Here is a 17662-nt window from a genome sequence, read left to right as displayed (position 1 = left end):
GAAAAACTAAATGAAATACTTGTGACTATAAAGTTCAGCCCCTTTTTATTTTTTTTGTTTGCTGCCTTGCTATGTGGTGCACAGGAAAAAATCATTGACCATGTAAATCCATTCATAGGAACTTCTAACTTTGGAACAACCAATCCAGGTCCCATTGCAGTAAGGGGAATGGCAAACGTTTCTCCTTTTAATGTTGCTGGACCTCAAAATCTCCCTTTCGAAAAAGACAGTCGTTGGTGGTCCACTCCATATTCATCCGACAATAGTTTTTTAACGGGTTTTAGTCATGTTAATCTCAGCGGGGTTGGCTGCCCAGAATTAGGTGTCATTCTGGCTATGCCTACAACTGGAGAGATTGTTACTGACCATGTAGATTATGGTTCTACATATTCAGATGAAATCTCAAAGGTTGGCTACTATGCCAATACACTGAACAAGTACAACATTAAAACCGAAGCCACCGCTTCTACTCGCACAGGGATTAGCAGATACACTTTTCCCAAAGGGAAGGCAAATATTTTGTTGAATTTGGGACTAGGACTTACTAATGAGCAAGGAGCTCAAATAAAAATTGTTTCACCAACCGAAATTGAAGGAATTAGGAGTGTGGGCTCATTTTGTTACTACAAACCAGAAGAAGCGTATCCGGTTTATTTTGTGGCACAATTTTCCAAACCTGCTGAAGAATTCGGCGTTTGGAAAAAACCAACAACGTACAAAGGAGAAGAGGCACAATGGATGGGGTATAATGGAAAAACCCGTTTAATGAAGGGTTATACCAAAGAAGTGGTTGGCGATAGTATTGGCGCATACATGCGATACGATTTTAAAGAACCGACTCAAGTAGAACTTCGAGTAGGAATTTCCTATGTAAGTATCGAAAATGCCAGAGAGAATCTGAACAAGGAAGTGTCGGGAAAAACATTTGACCAAGTGCTGAAAACAACTCAGGAAGAATGGGACGAACACCTTTCACGAATAGAAGTTGAAGGTGGTTCCCAAGATGACAAAACCATATTTTATACAGCACTATATCACACACTGATTCATCCAAGTACTTTAAACGATATCAATGGAGAATATCCAAAGATGAAAACACGCGAAACCTTAAAAACCCATGGGACCCGCTACACCGTCTTTTCTCTTTGGGATACGTATCGAAATTTGCACCAATTGATGAGCTTGGTATACCCAGAGCAACAATCGAACATGGTCAAAAGTATGTTGCAGATTTATGATGAGTCAGGATGGTTGCCGAAATGGGAATTGAACGCAACCGAAACAACAACAATGGTAGGCGACCCAGCTGGAATTGTAATTGCCGACACCTATTTGAAAGGTATACAAGATTTTGATGTTGAGAAAGCCTACGAAGCCATGCTAAAGAGTGCTGATCAATTGGATGAAAACCCGCTTCGCCCGGGAATCAAAGATTACATTTCAAAAGGATATCTGACCACAAAAACAACCAAAAGTGGTTCCGTCTCAACTACCCAGGAATATAATATTTCAGATTTCGCCATAGCCCAACTTGCTAAAGCATTGAGCAAGAAAGAAGATTACAAGCGCTTTTCAGAGCGTTCCATTTCCTATAGGAAGCTTTTCGACAAAGAGTTCAATCTTCTACGACCTAAAAATGATGATGGTAGTTGGTTGACTCCATACAATCCAGAAACTGGGGCAAACTTTGTAAAAAATCTAGGTTTCATCGAAGGGAATGCCTGGCAGTACACTTTTATGGTATCACATGATGTCAAAGGACTTATCAAGCTAATAGGTGGACAGGGGTCCTTTGCCAACAAGCTCCAGGAGGTGTTTGACAAGAACCAGTTTGACATGGCAAATGAACCTGATATTGGTTACCCTTATTTGTTCAATTATGCAAAGGGTGAGGCTTGGCGAACTCAAAAAACCGTCTCCGAACTGCTTTCCACCTATTTTAAGAATGCTCCGGATGGGCTTCCAGGCAATGACGATACCGGTACCATGAGTGCTTGGGCAGTTTTTTCAATGATGGGGATTTATCCCATAAGTCCCGCTGACCCAATTTATGCCATAACCCTTCCCGCTTTCGATAAGATTACCATCCGCTTAAATCCAAAATATTACAACAACACTTCCATCGAAATAACAAAGGATGGAGGTCAAGGCAAACTTTTGAATTTACAATTGGATGGAAAGAGAATAAATAATCATTTCATCTCACACCAAAAACTGACCAATTCAAGTCGTTTACACTTTGCATTGGACGAAGAATAGCCTGAGATCTGCATTACTAATAATTACTTAAAGCCTTTATTTTCTCAGGGGTGAAAACAATTTTTCACGTTAGCCCCAAATTTCAAACGTTATAGTTTCAATGTCCTTTAGCTTTTCAATCTCGTTATTAGTCGAAATTATTTCCTATATACTAAAGGAATTTAAATTTTTATATATCAAATTATTTTAAGCTAACTTAAAGCTTAACTAACAATAACCTAACTCTAACAGTATGATCAAAAGACTTCATTACTTTTTAATGATTGTGTCGCTTTTATGTTTTCAAGGCATATCGGCACAAGGAAAAACCGTTTCAGGAACGGTTACTGATACAAGTACCGGAACTCCGCTTCCAGGTATTAACGTTGTCGAAAAGGGTACCACAAATGGTACTTCGACCGATTTTGATGGTAACTACACCATCTCTGTATCCAATGATGCCTCAATTTTGGTATTCTCTGCAATTGGATACTCTGCTAAGGAGATATCCGTTAGCGGTCAATCAACTATCAATACATCTTTAGAGGAAAGCCTTGAAGCTTTAGGTGAGGTAGTTGTTACTGCATTGGGTATCAAAAAAGAAACTAAAGCACTGGGTTACTCTTTAACAGAGGTTGGTGGAGAAGAAATCTCAACAATCAAAACACCCAACGCCATTAATGCACTTCAAGGAAAGATTGCTGGTGTGAACATCACGCAAAATTCAACTGGTGCCGCTGGTTCAAGTAGGGTTATCATTAGGGGTAACAGTACATTGACCGGTAACAACCAACCATTATATGTTGTTGATGGTATTCCAATCGGAAATGACAATAATGGATCCGCGAGTTTGTGGGGTGGAAATGACGGAGGTGATGGTATTTCCAGTCTTACAGCGGATGACATAGAATCTGTTTCCGTTTTAAAAGGTGGTTCGGCTACCGCACTTTACGGTTCTCGTGGTGGTAACGGGGTTATCTTGATCACAACCAAAAGTGGTAGAGGACAAGAAGGTTTTGGAGTAGAATTCAGTACTACCGTTAATTTTGATAAAGTAAATACTAACATCCAAGATTTCCAGACTTCATATGGTCAGGGTGTTAGAAACGAAAAGCCCGCCAACCAAGCCGCAGCATTGGATGCTGGACTTAGCTCTTGGGGTCCAAGATTAGATGGTTCACAAGTTGTTCAGTGGGATGGGGTTGAAAGACCTTATTCTTACGTAGGAAGTAACTTAGACCATTACTACAGAACAGGGACAACTTTTATAAATACGCTATCTCTGTCTAACGGTACTGAAAATTCCAATTTTAGATTTTCAATGTCAGATTTTTCAAATGATGACATTGTTCCAAATGCTGGAATGAACAGAAAGTCTTTTTCCTTAAATGCTGGTGCAGTGTTGAATGAGAAATTGACCGTTCAGATTAATTCAAAGTACATTATTGAAGATGTGATGAATAGACCGCGATTGTCAGATGCGCCTGGTAATGCTAACTTCACAGTTGGACTTCTTTCTCCAAACGTAGATGTTAGATTCATGGACCCAGGAACTAACGAGGATGGAACGGAAAGACAGTATTCTAATAACATTTTCTCGCAAAATCCATATTTCGCCGCCTTCAACTTTAGAAATGAAGATGTAAGAAATAGAATTATCGCTTCCACATCAATCCGTTATGACATTCTTGATTGGTTATATCTTACAGGACGTGTTGGTGTTGACCACTATAACAGAAAGCAAACTGGAGTTACTCCTTTTGGAACCGCTTTCCAACCTTTGGGAAGTATGTCAGAACAAGAAAGAATATATACTCAGGTAGATTCAGACCTTATTTTAGGTGCGGATAAAGATATTAATGAGCAATTTGGTATATCTGCTTTCGTTGGAGCTAACAATAACAAAATCACGTTCGAAGAGCTTAACTTAGGTGGAGGTAATTTTATCGTACCTGGCCTTGAAGATATTTCGAACTTACAAAACCAAAATAGAAGTAGGAATTTTAATGAAAGAGAAATTGGTTCTTTGTATGGATCCTTAGAAGTTTCATATAATGATTATGCCTATCTAACTTTCACAGGAAGAAATGACTGGTTCTCCACTCTTTCATTCCCAGGAAAGACCACACCAAATAACGATTTTTATTCATCTGTAAATGCGAGTTTGATTCTTTCAGACATGTTTGAGTTGCCAACCTTTGTTGATTTCTTCAAATTACGTGGTGGTTATGCTAACACAGCAGGTGGTGCAGATCAGGCATACCAATTAGGTCTACTTTATGAAATATTTGATCAAGGTCACCTCGGACAGCCATTAGGTAGAATCTCTGGAGGAACAGTTCCGAATGCCAACTTGGTTCCTTGGAACAAGGATGAAATCGAAATCGGTTTTGATGCAAGATTTTTTGGTAACAGATTGTCTCTTGACTTTGCATACTATACCAACGAAACTACCAATGATATTGTGAATGTTACAACCTCCGTTGCTTCTGGTTTCGGTGCTGCAACGGCAAACCTTGGTAAGATTGAAAACAAAGGTGTTGAACTTCTAATTTCTGGAACGCCAATTCGATCGGCAGATTTCGAGTGGAATACATCCATGAACGTTTCGTTCAACGAAGGTTTGGTAACAGCTACCAATGCTGACAATGCAGATATTAGTCTTGATGAGCCAAGAACTAGAAACGTAAGAATCCAGCACATCGTTGGCGAGCGTTACGGAACAATTTTCGGAACCTCCTACGTGAGGGATAACGATGGTAATATCGTTTATGACATCGATGGTGATGGAGTGCCGATTGCACGTCAAGGAGAAAGAAAAATATTGGGAGAAGGTGTTCCACCATGGACATTTGGTTTCACCAATACTTTCCGTTACAAGAACCTTAGTCTTAACTTTTTGATTGATGGTAAATTTGGAGGTCAATTGTTCTCAGGTACCAATTCAATTGCTTACGGTACTGGATTGCACAAAAATACAATCGAAGGTAGAGAAGGTGGTTTAGCAGTAACCGGCGTTGATGGGTCAACCTTTAATGCAGATACTGGAGCTGGAACATCTTTCACAACTACTGTAGCTCCGGAAAACCTTCAAACCTATTGGGGAAGAGTTAATGATATTGCTGAAGAGTTTGTTGAAGACTCAGATTATATCACATTCAGACAGTTGAGTATTGGCTATACTTTGCCTTCCAAAATTTTGGAAAAAACCTTCCTAAATAGTGTTTCCGTAAATTTACTAGGACAGAACCTGTTCTTTATAAAAAGAAGCATTGACAATGTTGACCCTGAGAGTGCATACAATGCAGGTAACTCACAAGGTCTGGAATATTTCGGTGTTCCTTCTACAAGAAGTTATGGTTTAAGTCTTAATGCTAAGTTTTAAAAAAAAAGAATTATGAAAAGATTTGTTTATTTTTTGTCGTTTGTACTTCTGTTAGGAGCGTGCGACGAAGGTTTTGAAGATTTGAACGTTAACCCCGCTAGACCTACCCAGGTAAGTGTGGCTAATAAATTGACCGCAGCGCAGCTATTTGCCTCCAGTGAACGTTACGACAACTGGAGAGCTGGATTAATCTACCAATCGACCATGATGCAGCATTTCGCATCAACCGCTGGGTATTGGGATGGTGATAAGTATACTTGGAACAGAGGTTATGCCTCTTCACTAATGGATAGATATTATGGCAACGCCGTAAAATCTTTAGAGGACATGCTGGTGCAAATGGACAACGAAGGTTCTCCCGATGAGATGAAGGCCATTACTCGAATCATGAGAGTATTTGTTTTCTCAAGATTGACCGATTTGTACGGTGATGTCCCCTACAGTGAAGCTGGTAAAGCGGTATTGGAAGGTATTTTAACCCCGAGATATGATCCACAAAGTGAAATTTACGCTGACATGCTGAATGAACTTAGTGAAGCAGCAGCCGCTTTAGGAACAGGTACATCAGGTTTTGGTGATGCGGATATCATTTATGGTGGAGATCAAGCCAAATGGCAAAGACTTGCAAACTCGTTAATGTTACGTCTTGGTTTCCGTCTTATTAAAGTAGACCCTTCAGGTGCACAGCAATGGGTGACACAAGCCATCAACGGTGGTGTTATGCAATCCAATGATGACATTTTCTATGTTCCACATACTGAGGGACCAGCAGGTGTAAACCAAAATGGAAATGGTGAAGTCTTTTTAGCTGATGGTAACCCAAGAATGAGTGAGTTCTTCATTGATTGGTTGCAAGCTGGTAACGATCCAAGATTACCAGTTTTAGCTTCAAGAAGAAGTGATGGTAGTACAGACCCTGCAGATTTAAAAGGTCTTCCAAATGGACTGGACAGTAATACGTTGGAAGCTGCAACAGGAGAAGTTGACACTGCTCCGTTCGCTGAACCAAACAGAAGTGTTATCACAGGGCTAGATGCTCCTATGTTCTTCCAAACCTATGCGGAAGTAGAACTGTTGCTTGCTGAAGCAAACGTACGTTGGGGCTTGGCTGGTGATGCTGAGACACATTACAACAATGGTGTAAGAGCTGCCATGGAAATGTTAGCTATGTACGGTGATGGTGGTGTAATCGATTCTGCTGATATTGATGCATATTTGGTAGCTAATCCATACGATGCGGGTAATGCATTAGAGCAGATTAACAACCAATACTGGGCCGCGACTTTCTTAAACGAATATGAAAGTTTCTCCAATTGGAGAAGAACAGGTTTCCCTGTATTGACACCAGTTAATTATCCTGGTAATGTTACCAACGGTACCATTCCAAGAAGAATGTCCTATTCAGAAAGCGAGCAAGTCAACAACCCTGCAAATTATGCAGAGGCCATTGCTAGACAAGGTGCAGATGAACTGACCACTCGCGTATGGTGGGATGTAAATTAAAATATTCAGTTATTAACAATAATTCATTTGAGTTTTTTTAATTTTAAGTAGAGTTAGTAGTTCAAGTAAAGGAGAGGAAACTCTCCTTTATTTTTGCTGCTACTGTCTTAAACCTATTTAGATGATGATAAAGAGGCTGTATACTAAGTTCTTTTTGGTTCTCCTTTCAGTCGCACCTTTATGGCTTGCCTGTTCTCAAGAAGAAGATAAACAACCACGTTTTACTTTGTTATCATCGAATCACACCAACATTACCTTCTCCAACGACCTAATAGACCAGAAAGAACACAACATTCTCAGATACGCCAATTTTTATGGAGGTGCCGGTGTAGGTATAGGTGATTTTAACAATGATGGTCTTCAGGATATATATTTTGCCGGAAATCAGGTTGATGATAAGCTCTACCTGAACATGGGCAACCTTGAGTTTAAAGACATTACCAAAGAGGCAGGTATTTTAAACGATGGCGGATGGTCCACCGGAGTTACCATTGCAGACATCAACAACGATGGCCTTGACGACATCTACATTAGTAGAGAATTATATGATAACAAGCCAGAATGGCGCACCAATCTGCTTTACATAAACAAAGGAAATAACACTTTCGAAGAATCTGCAAAGACGTACGGGGTTGACAATAGCGACCGCACCCGCCATGCTACCTTTCTCGATTACAATAAAGACGGGTTTTTAGACCTTCTTTTACTTACCCAACCTCCAAATCCAGGCAGTCTATCGGACTTCAAAGGTGCTGATTTATCAAAACCAGAATATGGACTAAAATTTTATCAAGGAAATGGCAATGGATTTAAAGATGTTACTAAAGAAGCTGGTCTTGACCTTGTGGGTTTCCCCAATGGTGTTTCTGCCAGTGATTTGAATGATGACGGCTGGACCGATCTTTATGTTGCCAATGACTTCTATGCTCCTGATTTTCTCTTTATCAACAACCAGGATGGCACATTTACCAATAAGGTTGATAACGCTCTAAATCACATCTCATACTATAGTATGGGTGTTGATGTTGCAGACATAAATAATGACGGACTCCTAGACATTTCCGTATTGGATATGGTTGCTGAAGATAATTTCAGGCTTAAATCGAATATGAGTGGAATGGACCGAAATTCCTTTTGGGAAGTTTTAGACAATGGAGGCCATTACCAATATATGTACAACGCACTACAACTGAACAATGGAAATGCAACTTTTAGCGATGTTGCTCAACTAACCGGTACCGCAGCAACAGACTGGAGTTGGTCCAATTTGATAGCTGATTTTGACAATGATGGGCATAAAGACATATACATTACCAATGGTTTGTTGAGGGATATCAGGAATACCGACGCAGACAAGAAAGTAGCCGAAATAATCAACAAAAGTCGACTCGATTGGATTAAAAAGCATCCTGATGGTGGGAACATAAAATCCGTTTTCGACATTATAGATCTTAAAAAGACCCTGGCTCCGCTCCCATCACAACCCCTTAAAAATTATGCTTTCAGAAATAACAAAAATCTTGATTTTGAAAAAGTCATGGATGCTTGGGGGATGAGCGAAGAATCTTTTTCCAATGGGGCAGCATACGCAGACCTGGATAATGACGGTGACTTAGATATCGTGGTTAACAATATCAATGCAGAAGCATTCGTCTACCGTAACAATTCGGACAAAAAAAGTAATTCCAATTATTTGAGGGTACAGCTTAACGATGAACAAAACAATTCCGTTTTTGGAGCTAGAATAACGCTGTATACCGATAATGAAAAACAAACTATTGAAACCTCCAATGTCCGCGGTATTTATTCTACAAGTGAACCCATGGCCCATTTTGGATTGGGCAGTGACACAAATGTTGATAGTGTAAAAGTTATGTGGCCTAACGGTAAGGCCAGCATTAAGAAGAATATAGAAGCAAATAAAACCATAAGTTTTGCATCAGGTGGTGCAAGTCCAAGCGGAAAAAAAGGACAAACTACCAAAAAGCTGTTCACCAACATCCAATCAGCATTTCAACTTGCGCACCAGCATGTGGAAAATCCATTTGATGATTACGAAAAACAGGTTTTACTACCCCATAAAATGTCGCAGTTTGGACCATCGATGGCTGTTGCAGATGTCAATGGAGATGGTTTAGAAGATGTTTACGTAGGAGGTGCTACGGGAAATAGTGCAAGCTTGTACCAACAAACCGAAACAGGAGAGTTCGTGCAAACAAACAAAGACCTATGGGAGCGTGAAGCACCATATGAAGATGTTGATGCAATTTTTATAGATATCAATTTAGATGGTTTTCAGGATTTATTTGTGTTAAGTGGAGGGAATGAATTTCCAGCAAACGATTTTCATTACGCTGATCGGATATACTTTAATGATGGACAGGGCAACTTTACCAAAGGCGCATTACTCAATGCATATAGAACAAGTGGGTCACGTGTAGTCGCAGAAGATTATGACAATGATGGGGATATTGATCTATTTGTTGGAGGAAGGCATCTTCCGCACCAATACCCAAAACCTGCCACAAGTTATCTACTTCAAAACAACAACGGTCAACTGGTCAATGTGACTGAAGATGTTGCACCGGAGTTGTTAAACATAGGAATGGTTACGGACGCAGAATGGTCCGATTACGATAAGGATGGAGATTCCGATTTGATTCTTGTTGGTGAATGGATGTCCATTACGCTCTTTGAAAATAACAACGGAACATTGAGCAAAAAGGAAATTCCAAGTCTTTTAAACACTTCGGGCTGGTGGTTTAGTATTACCAAAGGTGATTTTGACAATGACGGTGATGAAGATTTCATTGCCGGAAATCTTGGGTTAAACTATAAGTACAAAACCTCTGAAAAGGAACCGTTCGATGTCTATTATAATGATTTTGACGGCAATGGATCTAATGACATCGTTCTTGGCTATTATAACGATAACAAGCATTTTCCATTACGTGGTTTCTCCTGTTCATCAGAACAAGTTCCAGGTTTGAAAGAAAAAATCAAAAAGTACGATGTTTTTGCCTCATTAGAATTAGAAGCCGTTTATGACACCAAAAGTTTGGAGAACTCACTGCACTATAAGGCCAATACATTTGCCTCTTCATATATTGAAAATCTAGGTGACGGCAGATTTAAAATTTCCGAATTACCACGTCATGCACAATTGTCCAATATCAATGACATGTTGGTAGCGGATTACAATGGTGATGGTTGGTTGGATGTTCTTAGTGTGGGCAACCTATTTGTTTCTGAGGTAGAAACTCCAAGAAATGACGCAGGAACGGGACTCTTACTTCTAGGAAATGGCCAAGGGTCTTTCACTGCAAACACAAGCCTTCAAAATGGCTTTTTCGTAAACGGAGATGCCAAAAAACTGGCGCCGTTTACACAAAAGGGGAACAAAATGATATTGGTTGCCCAGAACAATGATATGCTCAAAGCATTCACGATAAACCAAAATCCATAAAATAATACCAATCCATGCCAACTATTCCAAGTAGTGACCCGGTACAGACCGGGACAGCAACCAACTATCGCAAACCTTTCCTTACCATAACGTTTTTATTCTTTATGTGGGGGTTTATCACAGTCATGAACGACGTGTTGATTCCGCATCTAAAAGAAGTTTTTGAGTTAAGTTATTTTCAGGCAGCCCTGATTCAATTTGCCTTTTTTGGCGCATTTTTTATCATTTCCCTGCTTTATTTTATTGTTTCCGTCAGCAAGGGAGATCCCATATCAAAAATTGGCTATAAAAATGGGATAATCATCGGGTTGCTCTTATGTGGTTTGGGGTGTTGTCTCTTTTATCCAGCCACAATTTTCCAGCGATATGGCATCTTTTTGAGTGCACTTTTTGTTTTGGCCTCTGGCGTTACCATATTGCAGATAGCGGCCAATCCGTATGCTGCTATTTTGGGTAAACCTGAAACAGCCTCAAGCCGATTGAACCTGGCCCAAGGGTTTAACTCCTTCGGAGCTACGCTCGCTCCACTCATTGGAGCTTTATTACTCTATAAAGTCTTTTCCAACGGCGAAATCACGGTCGAATCCCTTAAAATTCCTTATTTAATCTATGGTGGATTGTTCTTTGTTTTGGCCCTCATAATAAAAACCATAAAACTTCCTTCTTTTAAAAACACCGAAACCCTTGAAAAGGGACTGCACGTTCTAAAATTTAGACATGTGATCTTGGGTATGATTGCCATTTTTGTATACGTGGGTGGTGAGGTCACCATTGGAAGTTTTTTAATCAATTTTTTTAAGTTGGATAACATTGCAGGCATGAGCGAATCCCAAGGAGGAGTTTTCCTTTCCTATTATTGGGGAGGCGCAATGATCGGTCGTTTTTTAGGGTCTATTGCCATGGGTAGTATGACCGACAAAATTCAAAAGTACACCCTAATGGCCGGACTCTCTATTTTATCCTTTTTGGTCATCTACGTCATCACAGGAGTTCAAAATAATGACGGTGTCTTTTCACTGGAGTTGATTCCATTCGCGCAAATCCAATTTTTCCTGTTCTTTTTGGTCATCAACTATCTGGCATTTATGGTCGGTGGTTCGCGTCCTTCGCGAATACTTACTCTCTTCGCAAGTATTGTGATTATTTTACTTGCAATAATGATAATGGCCGATGGAACCGTTGCTTTTTGGAGTGCTATAGCAATTGGAGCATTCAATTCAATTCTATGGTCCAATATTTTTACCTTGGCCATAAAGGATTTAGGAAAATATACCAGCCAAGCATCCTCTTTATTGGTAATGATGATCGTGGGTGGAGCAATTGTGCCCATTATCCAGGGTGCAGTAGCTGACGAAATTGGCATTCAACTTTCATTTATCGTACCCATAATTTGTTATGGCTATCTGATTTTTTATGGTCTAAGCGGATATCAGGTAAAACCTATAAAAGAATAAGGCTTTGGAAAAAGAAACCTATGTAATTGGTGTGGATGTGGGAGGAACGCACATTTCCTCCGCCGTCGTGGCAATGAATCAGAAACAACTATTGCAAAACACCTATGCAACCAGTCATGTTGCCAATATGGAACCTAAAGACAACATTTTGAAAACTTGGGCCAGTTGTGTGAATAAGACCCTTGCAGCGGCCAATGGATTGTCTTTAACCGGAATCGCTTTTGCCATGCCAGGACCCTTTGATTATTCCACTGGGACAGCAAAATATCCCGAAGGTTTCAAATTCGGTAGTTTGCATGGAACCCAAATCGAAAAAAGCTTAAATCCCCTGTTGAATCACAACGAAGTTTTACCTATTCGTTTTTTGAACGACGCCACCTCTTTTGCAGTAGGTGAGGCATGGCTGGACGAAGGCAAAGGCTATAAAAAACAGCTCTGCGTTACCCTGGGAACAGGTTTGGGGGCTGGTTTTACGGCCAATGGTATTCCGGTTACATCTGGAAACAATGTTCCTCCCGATGGCATTCTTTGGAATATTCCGCATAACGATGGTATTGCCGACGATTATTTTTCCACCAGGGGATGCGTCAATGCTTACGAGGAATTGTCTGGCAAAACCGTAAAAGGTGTGAAGGAATTGGCAGATGCTTTTGACAAAGAGTCGAAGGCGAAACAAGTACTTGAAAACTTCGGAAAGGATTTAGGAAATTTTCTTTCACCATGGCTGAAAAAGTTTGATGCAGATGCGTTGGTGTTGGGAGGAAACATTTCCAAAGCATATTCTCGTTTTGGAAGCACCCTACAACAAGTTTTTAACGCTAACGGACTATCTATAGCCATCCGAACATCCGAACATATGGAAAAGGGCGCAATAATCGGTTGCACAAAATTGTTCGATGCTACTTTTTGGGCTGCTGTTAAAAACGACTTACCCAGTATTTAATACTAAAAAATCTAATGAGGGTAGGTATAACTTAAACTACCCTTGAATCTTAGGCTTAATTTCCCGAACTTCACTTATCGGTCGATATAGCTAATTAAAACAAGTGATATCCAACCGTTAGGAAACATATTGAATAGCCTAAACCTATAGTTTTATTAAAGAAACACCTACCATACGGTTCCAAAGTTCATCTGGTTCAAAATCCTTTTTTGATTTGGTAACACTTGAAGAAGTTTTCAAGAAAACACCAAGTGATCATAAACAAACGGAGAACCATAGACTTTCTTTTTATGTTTTATTCATAATAACAAAAGGAAAAGGGATACATACAATTGATTACAAAAATTATCCTTACCAAAAAGGAACAGTGTTTTCCTTAAGAAAAGGCGTTACACATAAATTCACCAGAAGTAAATCCGAAGGAATACTATTGATTTTTAAAGAAGACTTTATATTTAAACATCTTGGCAGGAAAGAAGGATTAAAATCGCTTCAGCTTTTTAATGAATTGATAAAGTCTCCAAAAATTGATTTGAGTGCCACCCTCTTTAAGGAAGTTGAAACTATATTAAATCAATTTCGCATAGAAACAGAACTTGAAAAAGACCCGTATACTTCGGGCATTAAGAGAAGTTTTCTCCACGTTTTAATTTCAAAATTATACCGTGAAAAAACGAAAGATAAAACTGTTTTCACAAATACAAAATACTTAGATCAGTTTCTGAAATTTCAAAATTTAATTGAAGAACAATGGTCCGAAAGCAGAACCGCTCTCTATTACGCCAAACAAATGTCCATTACTCCCAAAACATTAAACAACATTGTAAAAAGTACAATTAACAAGTCTTCAAAATCTTTAATTGACGAAATTGTTACCACTCAAATAAAACATCTTTTGGTAAACACCGAATTATCCATTACCGAAATCGCCTATCAATCAGGATTTGATGATCCTACCAATTTTTTCAAATACTTCAAAAAAAATACGAAGCTGTCTCCCAATCAGTTTAGAGAAATTCATAAGTAATTCCCCTTTTTTACAGTATTTAGGTGCTTTCTTACCATATGCAAAATAGCTTATCAAATTAAGTTTGCAGAATTAACTGTTTAAAATTATGTCCATGACAAATAGAGAGGCATTGAACGCATTTTACGAAAAAGCATTGACCGTAAATGCCGAAACAACTCCTGAATTAATACTAAATACCATTTTGGCGGATAATTTTGTTTCTAAAGGTTCCATTGAAAACAAATCAAAAGAACAATTAACTGGACAATTAGGGTTTTTTTGGAAGCTGATCCCAGATTTGCAATGGACACCTCAGGAGGTAATCAACGAAGGGAACAAATATGTTGTAAGAAGCCTAGCCTCAGGCACTCCCAAAGGAGATTTTATGGGCTTGCCCACGGATGGAACCAAATCATTTAGCATTATGACCATTGATGTGCATACCGTTATTGACGGAAAAGTTATGGAAGTATATCATTTGGAAGATTGGGGAACCGCCATGAAACAATTACAGTAATAACATTTTTTAATTAAAAATCAAGATGAAAAAATTAATAGTATGCATTGTCATGGCTTTAACTTTTGGGAGCTGTGAAACAGCTAAAAAAAATGATGTGAAAGCTGAACATGAAACAGCAACTGAAGTAAAAGAAATGACTGCAAATGATAAATTGCTTGAGCAATCACAAGCGACTTTAGATTTAGCAAATGCTTTTATGTCCGCTATGGGCAAAGGAGATATGCAAACGATGAGCGACCTTATGCATGAAGACATGGTGTGGCAAAATGCTGGAGATTCCGACCTACCGTGGATGGGCCCTTGGACGGGTAAAAAGGCAATATTGGAAGAATTTTTTCCTGCATTTGGAGCAGGTTTCGTTACCAAAAAATGGGAGCCAACAGATGGATTTGCAAGTGGTGATACAGCAGCATTCTTTGGACAAATGGTTGGATTACTAAGTCATTCAAATAAGGAAACAAAAGAGTTCACATATGCCTTAAGGGTAAAAGTAAAGGACGGGAAGATAATACTATGGAATTGGTTTGAGGACAGTCTGGAGGTTTCCAAAACATATCATTCAAAATAACTCATGGCTATGGAAGCATTTGAAGTAATAAAAAATGGAGAAGGAGAAAATTACAATTATTCGCAAGATCATTGTTTTATAAAGCTTTCTTCTCGACACACAAAAGGAGCATTGAGTTTTGTTGAAGACAAGTTAAAGCCAGGTTTTTACCTCGCCAGACATCATCATAAAATTATGACCGAAATCTTCTATATACTAGAGGGAGAAGTTGAGTTGATTTTTGATAATGAAACTATTATTGCAAAACCGGGAGACACGGTAACTGTACCTCCTAACGTTTGGCATGCCGCAAGCTGCAAGGATGGTGGTAAGATGCTATCTATTTTTCAGAAAGGTCAATTCGACCTGTACCTAGAGCGGTTATCAAAAATGTCAGATAGTGATTTTGAAGATGCAGAATTAATGAAATCCGTTTCCGCCGAATTTGATATTTACGAGGATTGATTACCCTTTAATTAAATATGAGAACAATACAATTTTTATGTCTTTTTGCTTTTGGTTTTGCTTCCTTTTTACAGGCTCAAAACAGCTTGGATAAGGAAGAGCATTTATTGAATGGGACAAGTTTTACATTTCAATATCAAAACGCTGGTGCTATTGATATATCGTTTGAAAACGACAACATGACTTATAAGTGGTTAAATGGAAGAAACATGGATCAACCTGCTAAAACCTATCCTTATAAATCTAAAAAGGTGGATTTCGGAATCTATTTAATTAATTGGCATGAATCGGATACCAAAAATTTTGTGACTATGGTATATAATTTTAATAGCAACTCTTGTGCAGTCTCCGTCCTATCCAAATATACTAGTGAAAACCCTTTTTTAGGCTTTCAATCAGGTGTCATCGAACATGTAACCAAAAATAAAGAATGAACATGGGCACAACCTCTAAACTAAAGGACCTTAAAAAAGATGAAAAATTGTTTTTTATCGGACTTGTTATTTGGATTTTACTTCAGGTTTCTAGGTTTATTGCTATAAATTTAATTAATGACATTAATGGAGGAGAGGAATCATTAGCGTGGATGTATCCGGCATACCTCGATATCTTTGCCGCAGTTTTAGCTCTGCCCCTTGTACTAAGTATCTTAAAATTTCGCGGATTATTAACTTGGACCTTTACCATTGTATACCTAGTAATCTCAATTGTCGATCATTTCGGAAATTTTATCACGACCACTATTGTTGGACCTCCATCTATTGTTAAAGAGGGTATGAATCCCCTGCTCATACCAATAATTCAAACAATAATTGATTTTCTGTTTTTTGTTCTTTTATTAGCTCCAAAATATTATAAACTTTTCTTCAAAATTGGGAGGCAAAAAAATATAGAATTCGTCTAAGAAAGTTTGATAGCATAGTAGTCAACAACAACTATTTAAGTATCTACCCAATGGTTTACGTTTTGTCGTTATCTCTTTTCCAACATAAAAGTTAGTGTATAAAGTTTACTGTTTTTTACACACAAGGCTTATAAGTATATGTCTTACATAGACGGATAGTTTTTTTTCGGTTTACCTTAACAATCCTGCTTTTTATTAGTAGTTTTCAGGTATGAAGAAGGATAAGGACTATTTTTTTCATCTGTATGAAATAGCTAGTCACCTGAACAAGGAATTTTCGTTGCATTCCGCACTGCGTAAATCGTTGGAGAAGATGGTGGAAATCCTTGATTTGGAAACTGGATGGGTATGGCTTACCGAACCGGGTAACAAATCGGTTTATCTGGCCGCTTCCTATAACCTGCCCCCTGCCCTTAGCAATCACCCAGAACGATTATCCGGAGGGTGCTATTGTATCAAACAGTATTTATCCGATGATATCGACCAGGCCATGAATATTAGTGAAGTGGCTTGCACTAGGTTACAGAATATCGACTTTGGGACCCAAGGGCTTAAGTTTCATGCGACTATTCCAGTCATCGTCAACAAACAAAAAGTGGGTCTCATTAATCTATTGAGTAAGGAAACCCGTCAATTAACGGAAAAAGAACTCACGATTTTAAACACCGTTAGTGAATTGGTGGGTACCGCTGTGCAGCGTACCCGATTACAGCAATCCTATGGAAATCAAAACAAAGTATCTGACACATCGCTACATGATGTATTGGATCGGGTTTTTACTCCTCAAATGGAAGCCATTATCTCCAATCTCAAAAGTACCCAAAGCGACAAAGCAAAAATAAAGGAAGCGCTCAAAACAACTACTGAGTTACAGGAGCAACTAAGGCTATTGCTTTCGGAAACTGCTCAATATGAATCAAGTGCAACTCAAGGCCGGCTCAGTTATCCGGAAATGCCCTTGACCAAACGTGAGTTGGAAGTGCTAACCCTTATAAAAAAAGGACTCACCAATGAGCAAATTGGCAAACAGCTGTACATTACGGAGCGTACTGTAAAATTCCATGTCACTGCCATACTTTCAAAACTGCATGCGGACAATAGAACGGAAGCTGTGGATGTAGCGCTAAAAAGGGGGCTTTTTAGCATCTAATTCCTACTACTATTCAACCTGTACTTAAGTACAGTGTTATTTCTGTACATAGGTTCATTCCACATCTTCTTTTCTCTT

General features: G+C 38.9%; 13 protein-coding genes. All 13 read left to right on the top strand.

Annotation, left to right across the window (positions count from 1 at the left end):
- Nucleotides 1-21: 21 nt before the first annotated feature.
- The 13 genes from ACOKFG_RS05205 to ACOKFG_RS05145 all read left to right on the top strand — a co-directional run bounded on the left by ACOKFG_RS05205 (nt 22) and on the right by ACOKFG_RS05145 (nt 17584).
- Nucleotides 22-2259 carry a GH92 family glycosyl hydrolase gene (locus ACOKFG_RS05205; RefSeq protein WP_422861971.1) on the top strand — a complete coding sequence of 746 codons (2238 nt, stop codon included), beginning with the start codon at nt 22-24 and terminating at the stop codon, nt 2257-2259.
- A gap of 232 nt (nt 2260-2491) precedes the next feature.
- Entirely contained in the window at nt 2492-5623 is a 3132-nt protein-coding gene (locus ACOKFG_RS05200; protein ID WP_422861970.1) for a SusC/RagA family TonB-linked outer membrane protein, read from the top strand.
- Between the two features lie 12 nt (nt 5624-5635).
- Nucleotides 5636-7126: a SusD/RagB family nutrient-binding outer membrane lipoprotein gene (locus ACOKFG_RS05195; protein WP_298793511.1), complete on the top strand. Its 1491-nt coding sequence runs from the start codon at nt 5636-5638 to the stop codon at nt 7124-7126.
- A 121-nt stretch (nt 7127-7247) separates the two neighbouring features.
- Nucleotides 7248-10592 (top strand): VCBS repeat-containing protein, encoded by a 3345-nt coding sequence (locus tag ACOKFG_RS05190; RefSeq protein WP_422861969.1) that lies wholly within the window; start codon nt 7248-7250, stop codon nt 10590-10592.
- A gap of 14 nt (nt 10593-10606) precedes the next feature.
- On the top strand, nt 10607-12046 hold the full coding sequence (locus tag ACOKFG_RS05185) for a sugar MFS transporter (RefSeq protein WP_422861968.1): 1440 nt from the start codon (nt 10607-10609) through the stop codon (nt 12044-12046).
- Nucleotides 12047-12050: 4 nt separating this feature from the next.
- Complete coding sequence (locus tag ACOKFG_RS05180) at nt 12051-12989, top strand: ROK family protein (protein WP_422861967.1); 939 nt, start codon at nt 12051-12053, stop codon at nt 12987-12989.
- A gap of 214 nt (nt 12990-13203) precedes the next feature.
- Nucleotides 13204-14016, top strand: a complete 813-nt coding sequence (locus ACOKFG_RS05175) for an AraC family transcriptional regulator (RefSeq protein ID WP_422861966.1) — start codon at nt 13204-13206, stop codon at nt 14014-14016.
- A gap of 94 nt (nt 14017-14110) precedes the next feature.
- A complete protein-coding gene (locus ACOKFG_RS05170) occupies nt 14111-14515 on the top strand; it encodes an ester cyclase (RefSeq protein WP_422861965.1) in 405 nt (134 codons plus the stop codon).
- A 25-nt stretch (nt 14516-14540) separates the two neighbouring features.
- Nucleotides 14541-15086, top strand: coding sequence for a nuclear transport factor 2 family protein (locus tag ACOKFG_RS05165; protein ID WP_422861964.1), 546 nt, complete (start codon nt 14541-14543; stop codon nt 15084-15086).
- Nucleotides 15087-15095: 9 nt separating this feature from the next.
- Complete coding sequence (locus ACOKFG_RS05160; protein WP_299486553.1) at nt 15096-15530, top strand: cupin domain-containing protein; 435 nt, start codon at nt 15096-15098, stop codon at nt 15528-15530.
- Between the two features lie 17 nt (nt 15531-15547).
- Nucleotides 15548-15964, top strand: a complete 417-nt coding sequence (locus tag ACOKFG_RS05155) for a MoaF-related domain-containing protein (protein WP_298793503.1) — start codon at nt 15548-15550, stop codon at nt 15962-15964.
- Entirely contained in the window at nt 15961-16434 is a 474-nt protein-coding gene (locus ACOKFG_RS05150) for a hypothetical protein (protein WP_298793502.1), read from the top strand. The genes ACOKFG_RS05155 and ACOKFG_RS05150 overlap by 4 nt, the downstream gene beginning before the upstream one ends.
- 211 nt (nt 16435-16645) lie before the next feature.
- Nucleotides 16646-17584, top strand: a complete 939-nt coding sequence (locus ACOKFG_RS05145) for a LuxR C-terminal-related transcriptional regulator (RefSeq protein WP_422861963.1) — start codon at nt 16646-16648, stop codon at nt 17582-17584.
- The last annotated feature ends 78 nt before the right edge of the window (nt 17585-17662 follow it).

Origin of the sequence: Flagellimonas rhodophyticola (assembly GCF_049332665.1) — a bacterium.
Taxonomy (GTDB): Bacteria; Bacteroidota; Bacteroidia; order Flavobacteriales; family Flavobacteriaceae; genus Flagellimonas.
This window is presented reverse-complemented; position numbering and strand designations above follow the sequence as displayed.

Bases quoted from the DNA above. Each gene is read 5' to 3' on its own strand.
- ACOKFG_RS05200 (WP_422861970.1), top strand. From the start codon at position 2,492: ATGATCAAAAGACTTCATTACTTTTTAATGATTGTGTCGCTTTTATGT.
- ACOKFG_RS05195 (WP_298793511.1), top strand. From the start codon at position 5,636: ATGAAAAGATTTGTTTATTTTTTGTCGTTTGTACTTCTGTTAGGAGCG.
- ACOKFG_RS05190 (WP_422861969.1), top strand. From the start codon at position 7,248: ATGATGATAAAGAGGCTGTATACTAAGTTCTTTTTGGTTCTCCTTTCA.
- ACOKFG_RS05185 (WP_422861968.1), top strand. From the start codon at position 10,607: ATGCCAACTATTCCAAGTAGTGACCCGGTACAGACCGGGACAGCAACC.
- ACOKFG_RS05170 (WP_422861965.1), top strand. From the start codon at position 14,111: ATGACAAATAGAGAGGCATTGAACGCATTTTACGAAAAAGCATTGACC.
- ACOKFG_RS05165 (WP_422861964.1), top strand. From the start codon at position 14,541: ATGAAAAAATTAATAGTATGCATTGTCATGGCTTTAACTTTTGGGAGC.
- ACOKFG_RS05160 (WP_299486553.1), top strand. From the start codon at position 15,096: ATGGAAGCATTTGAAGTAATAAAAAATGGAGAAGGAGAAAATTACAAT.
- ACOKFG_RS05155 (WP_298793503.1), top strand. From the start codon at position 15,548: ATGAGAACAATACAATTTTTATGTCTTTTTGCTTTTGGTTTTGCTTCC.
- ACOKFG_RS05150 (WP_298793502.1), top strand. From the start codon at position 15,961: ATGAACATGGGCACAACCTCTAAACTAAAGGACCTTAAAAAAGATGAA.
- ACOKFG_RS05145 (WP_422861963.1), top strand. From the start codon at position 16,646: ATGAAGAAGGATAAGGACTATTTTTTTCATCTGTATGAAATAGCTAGT.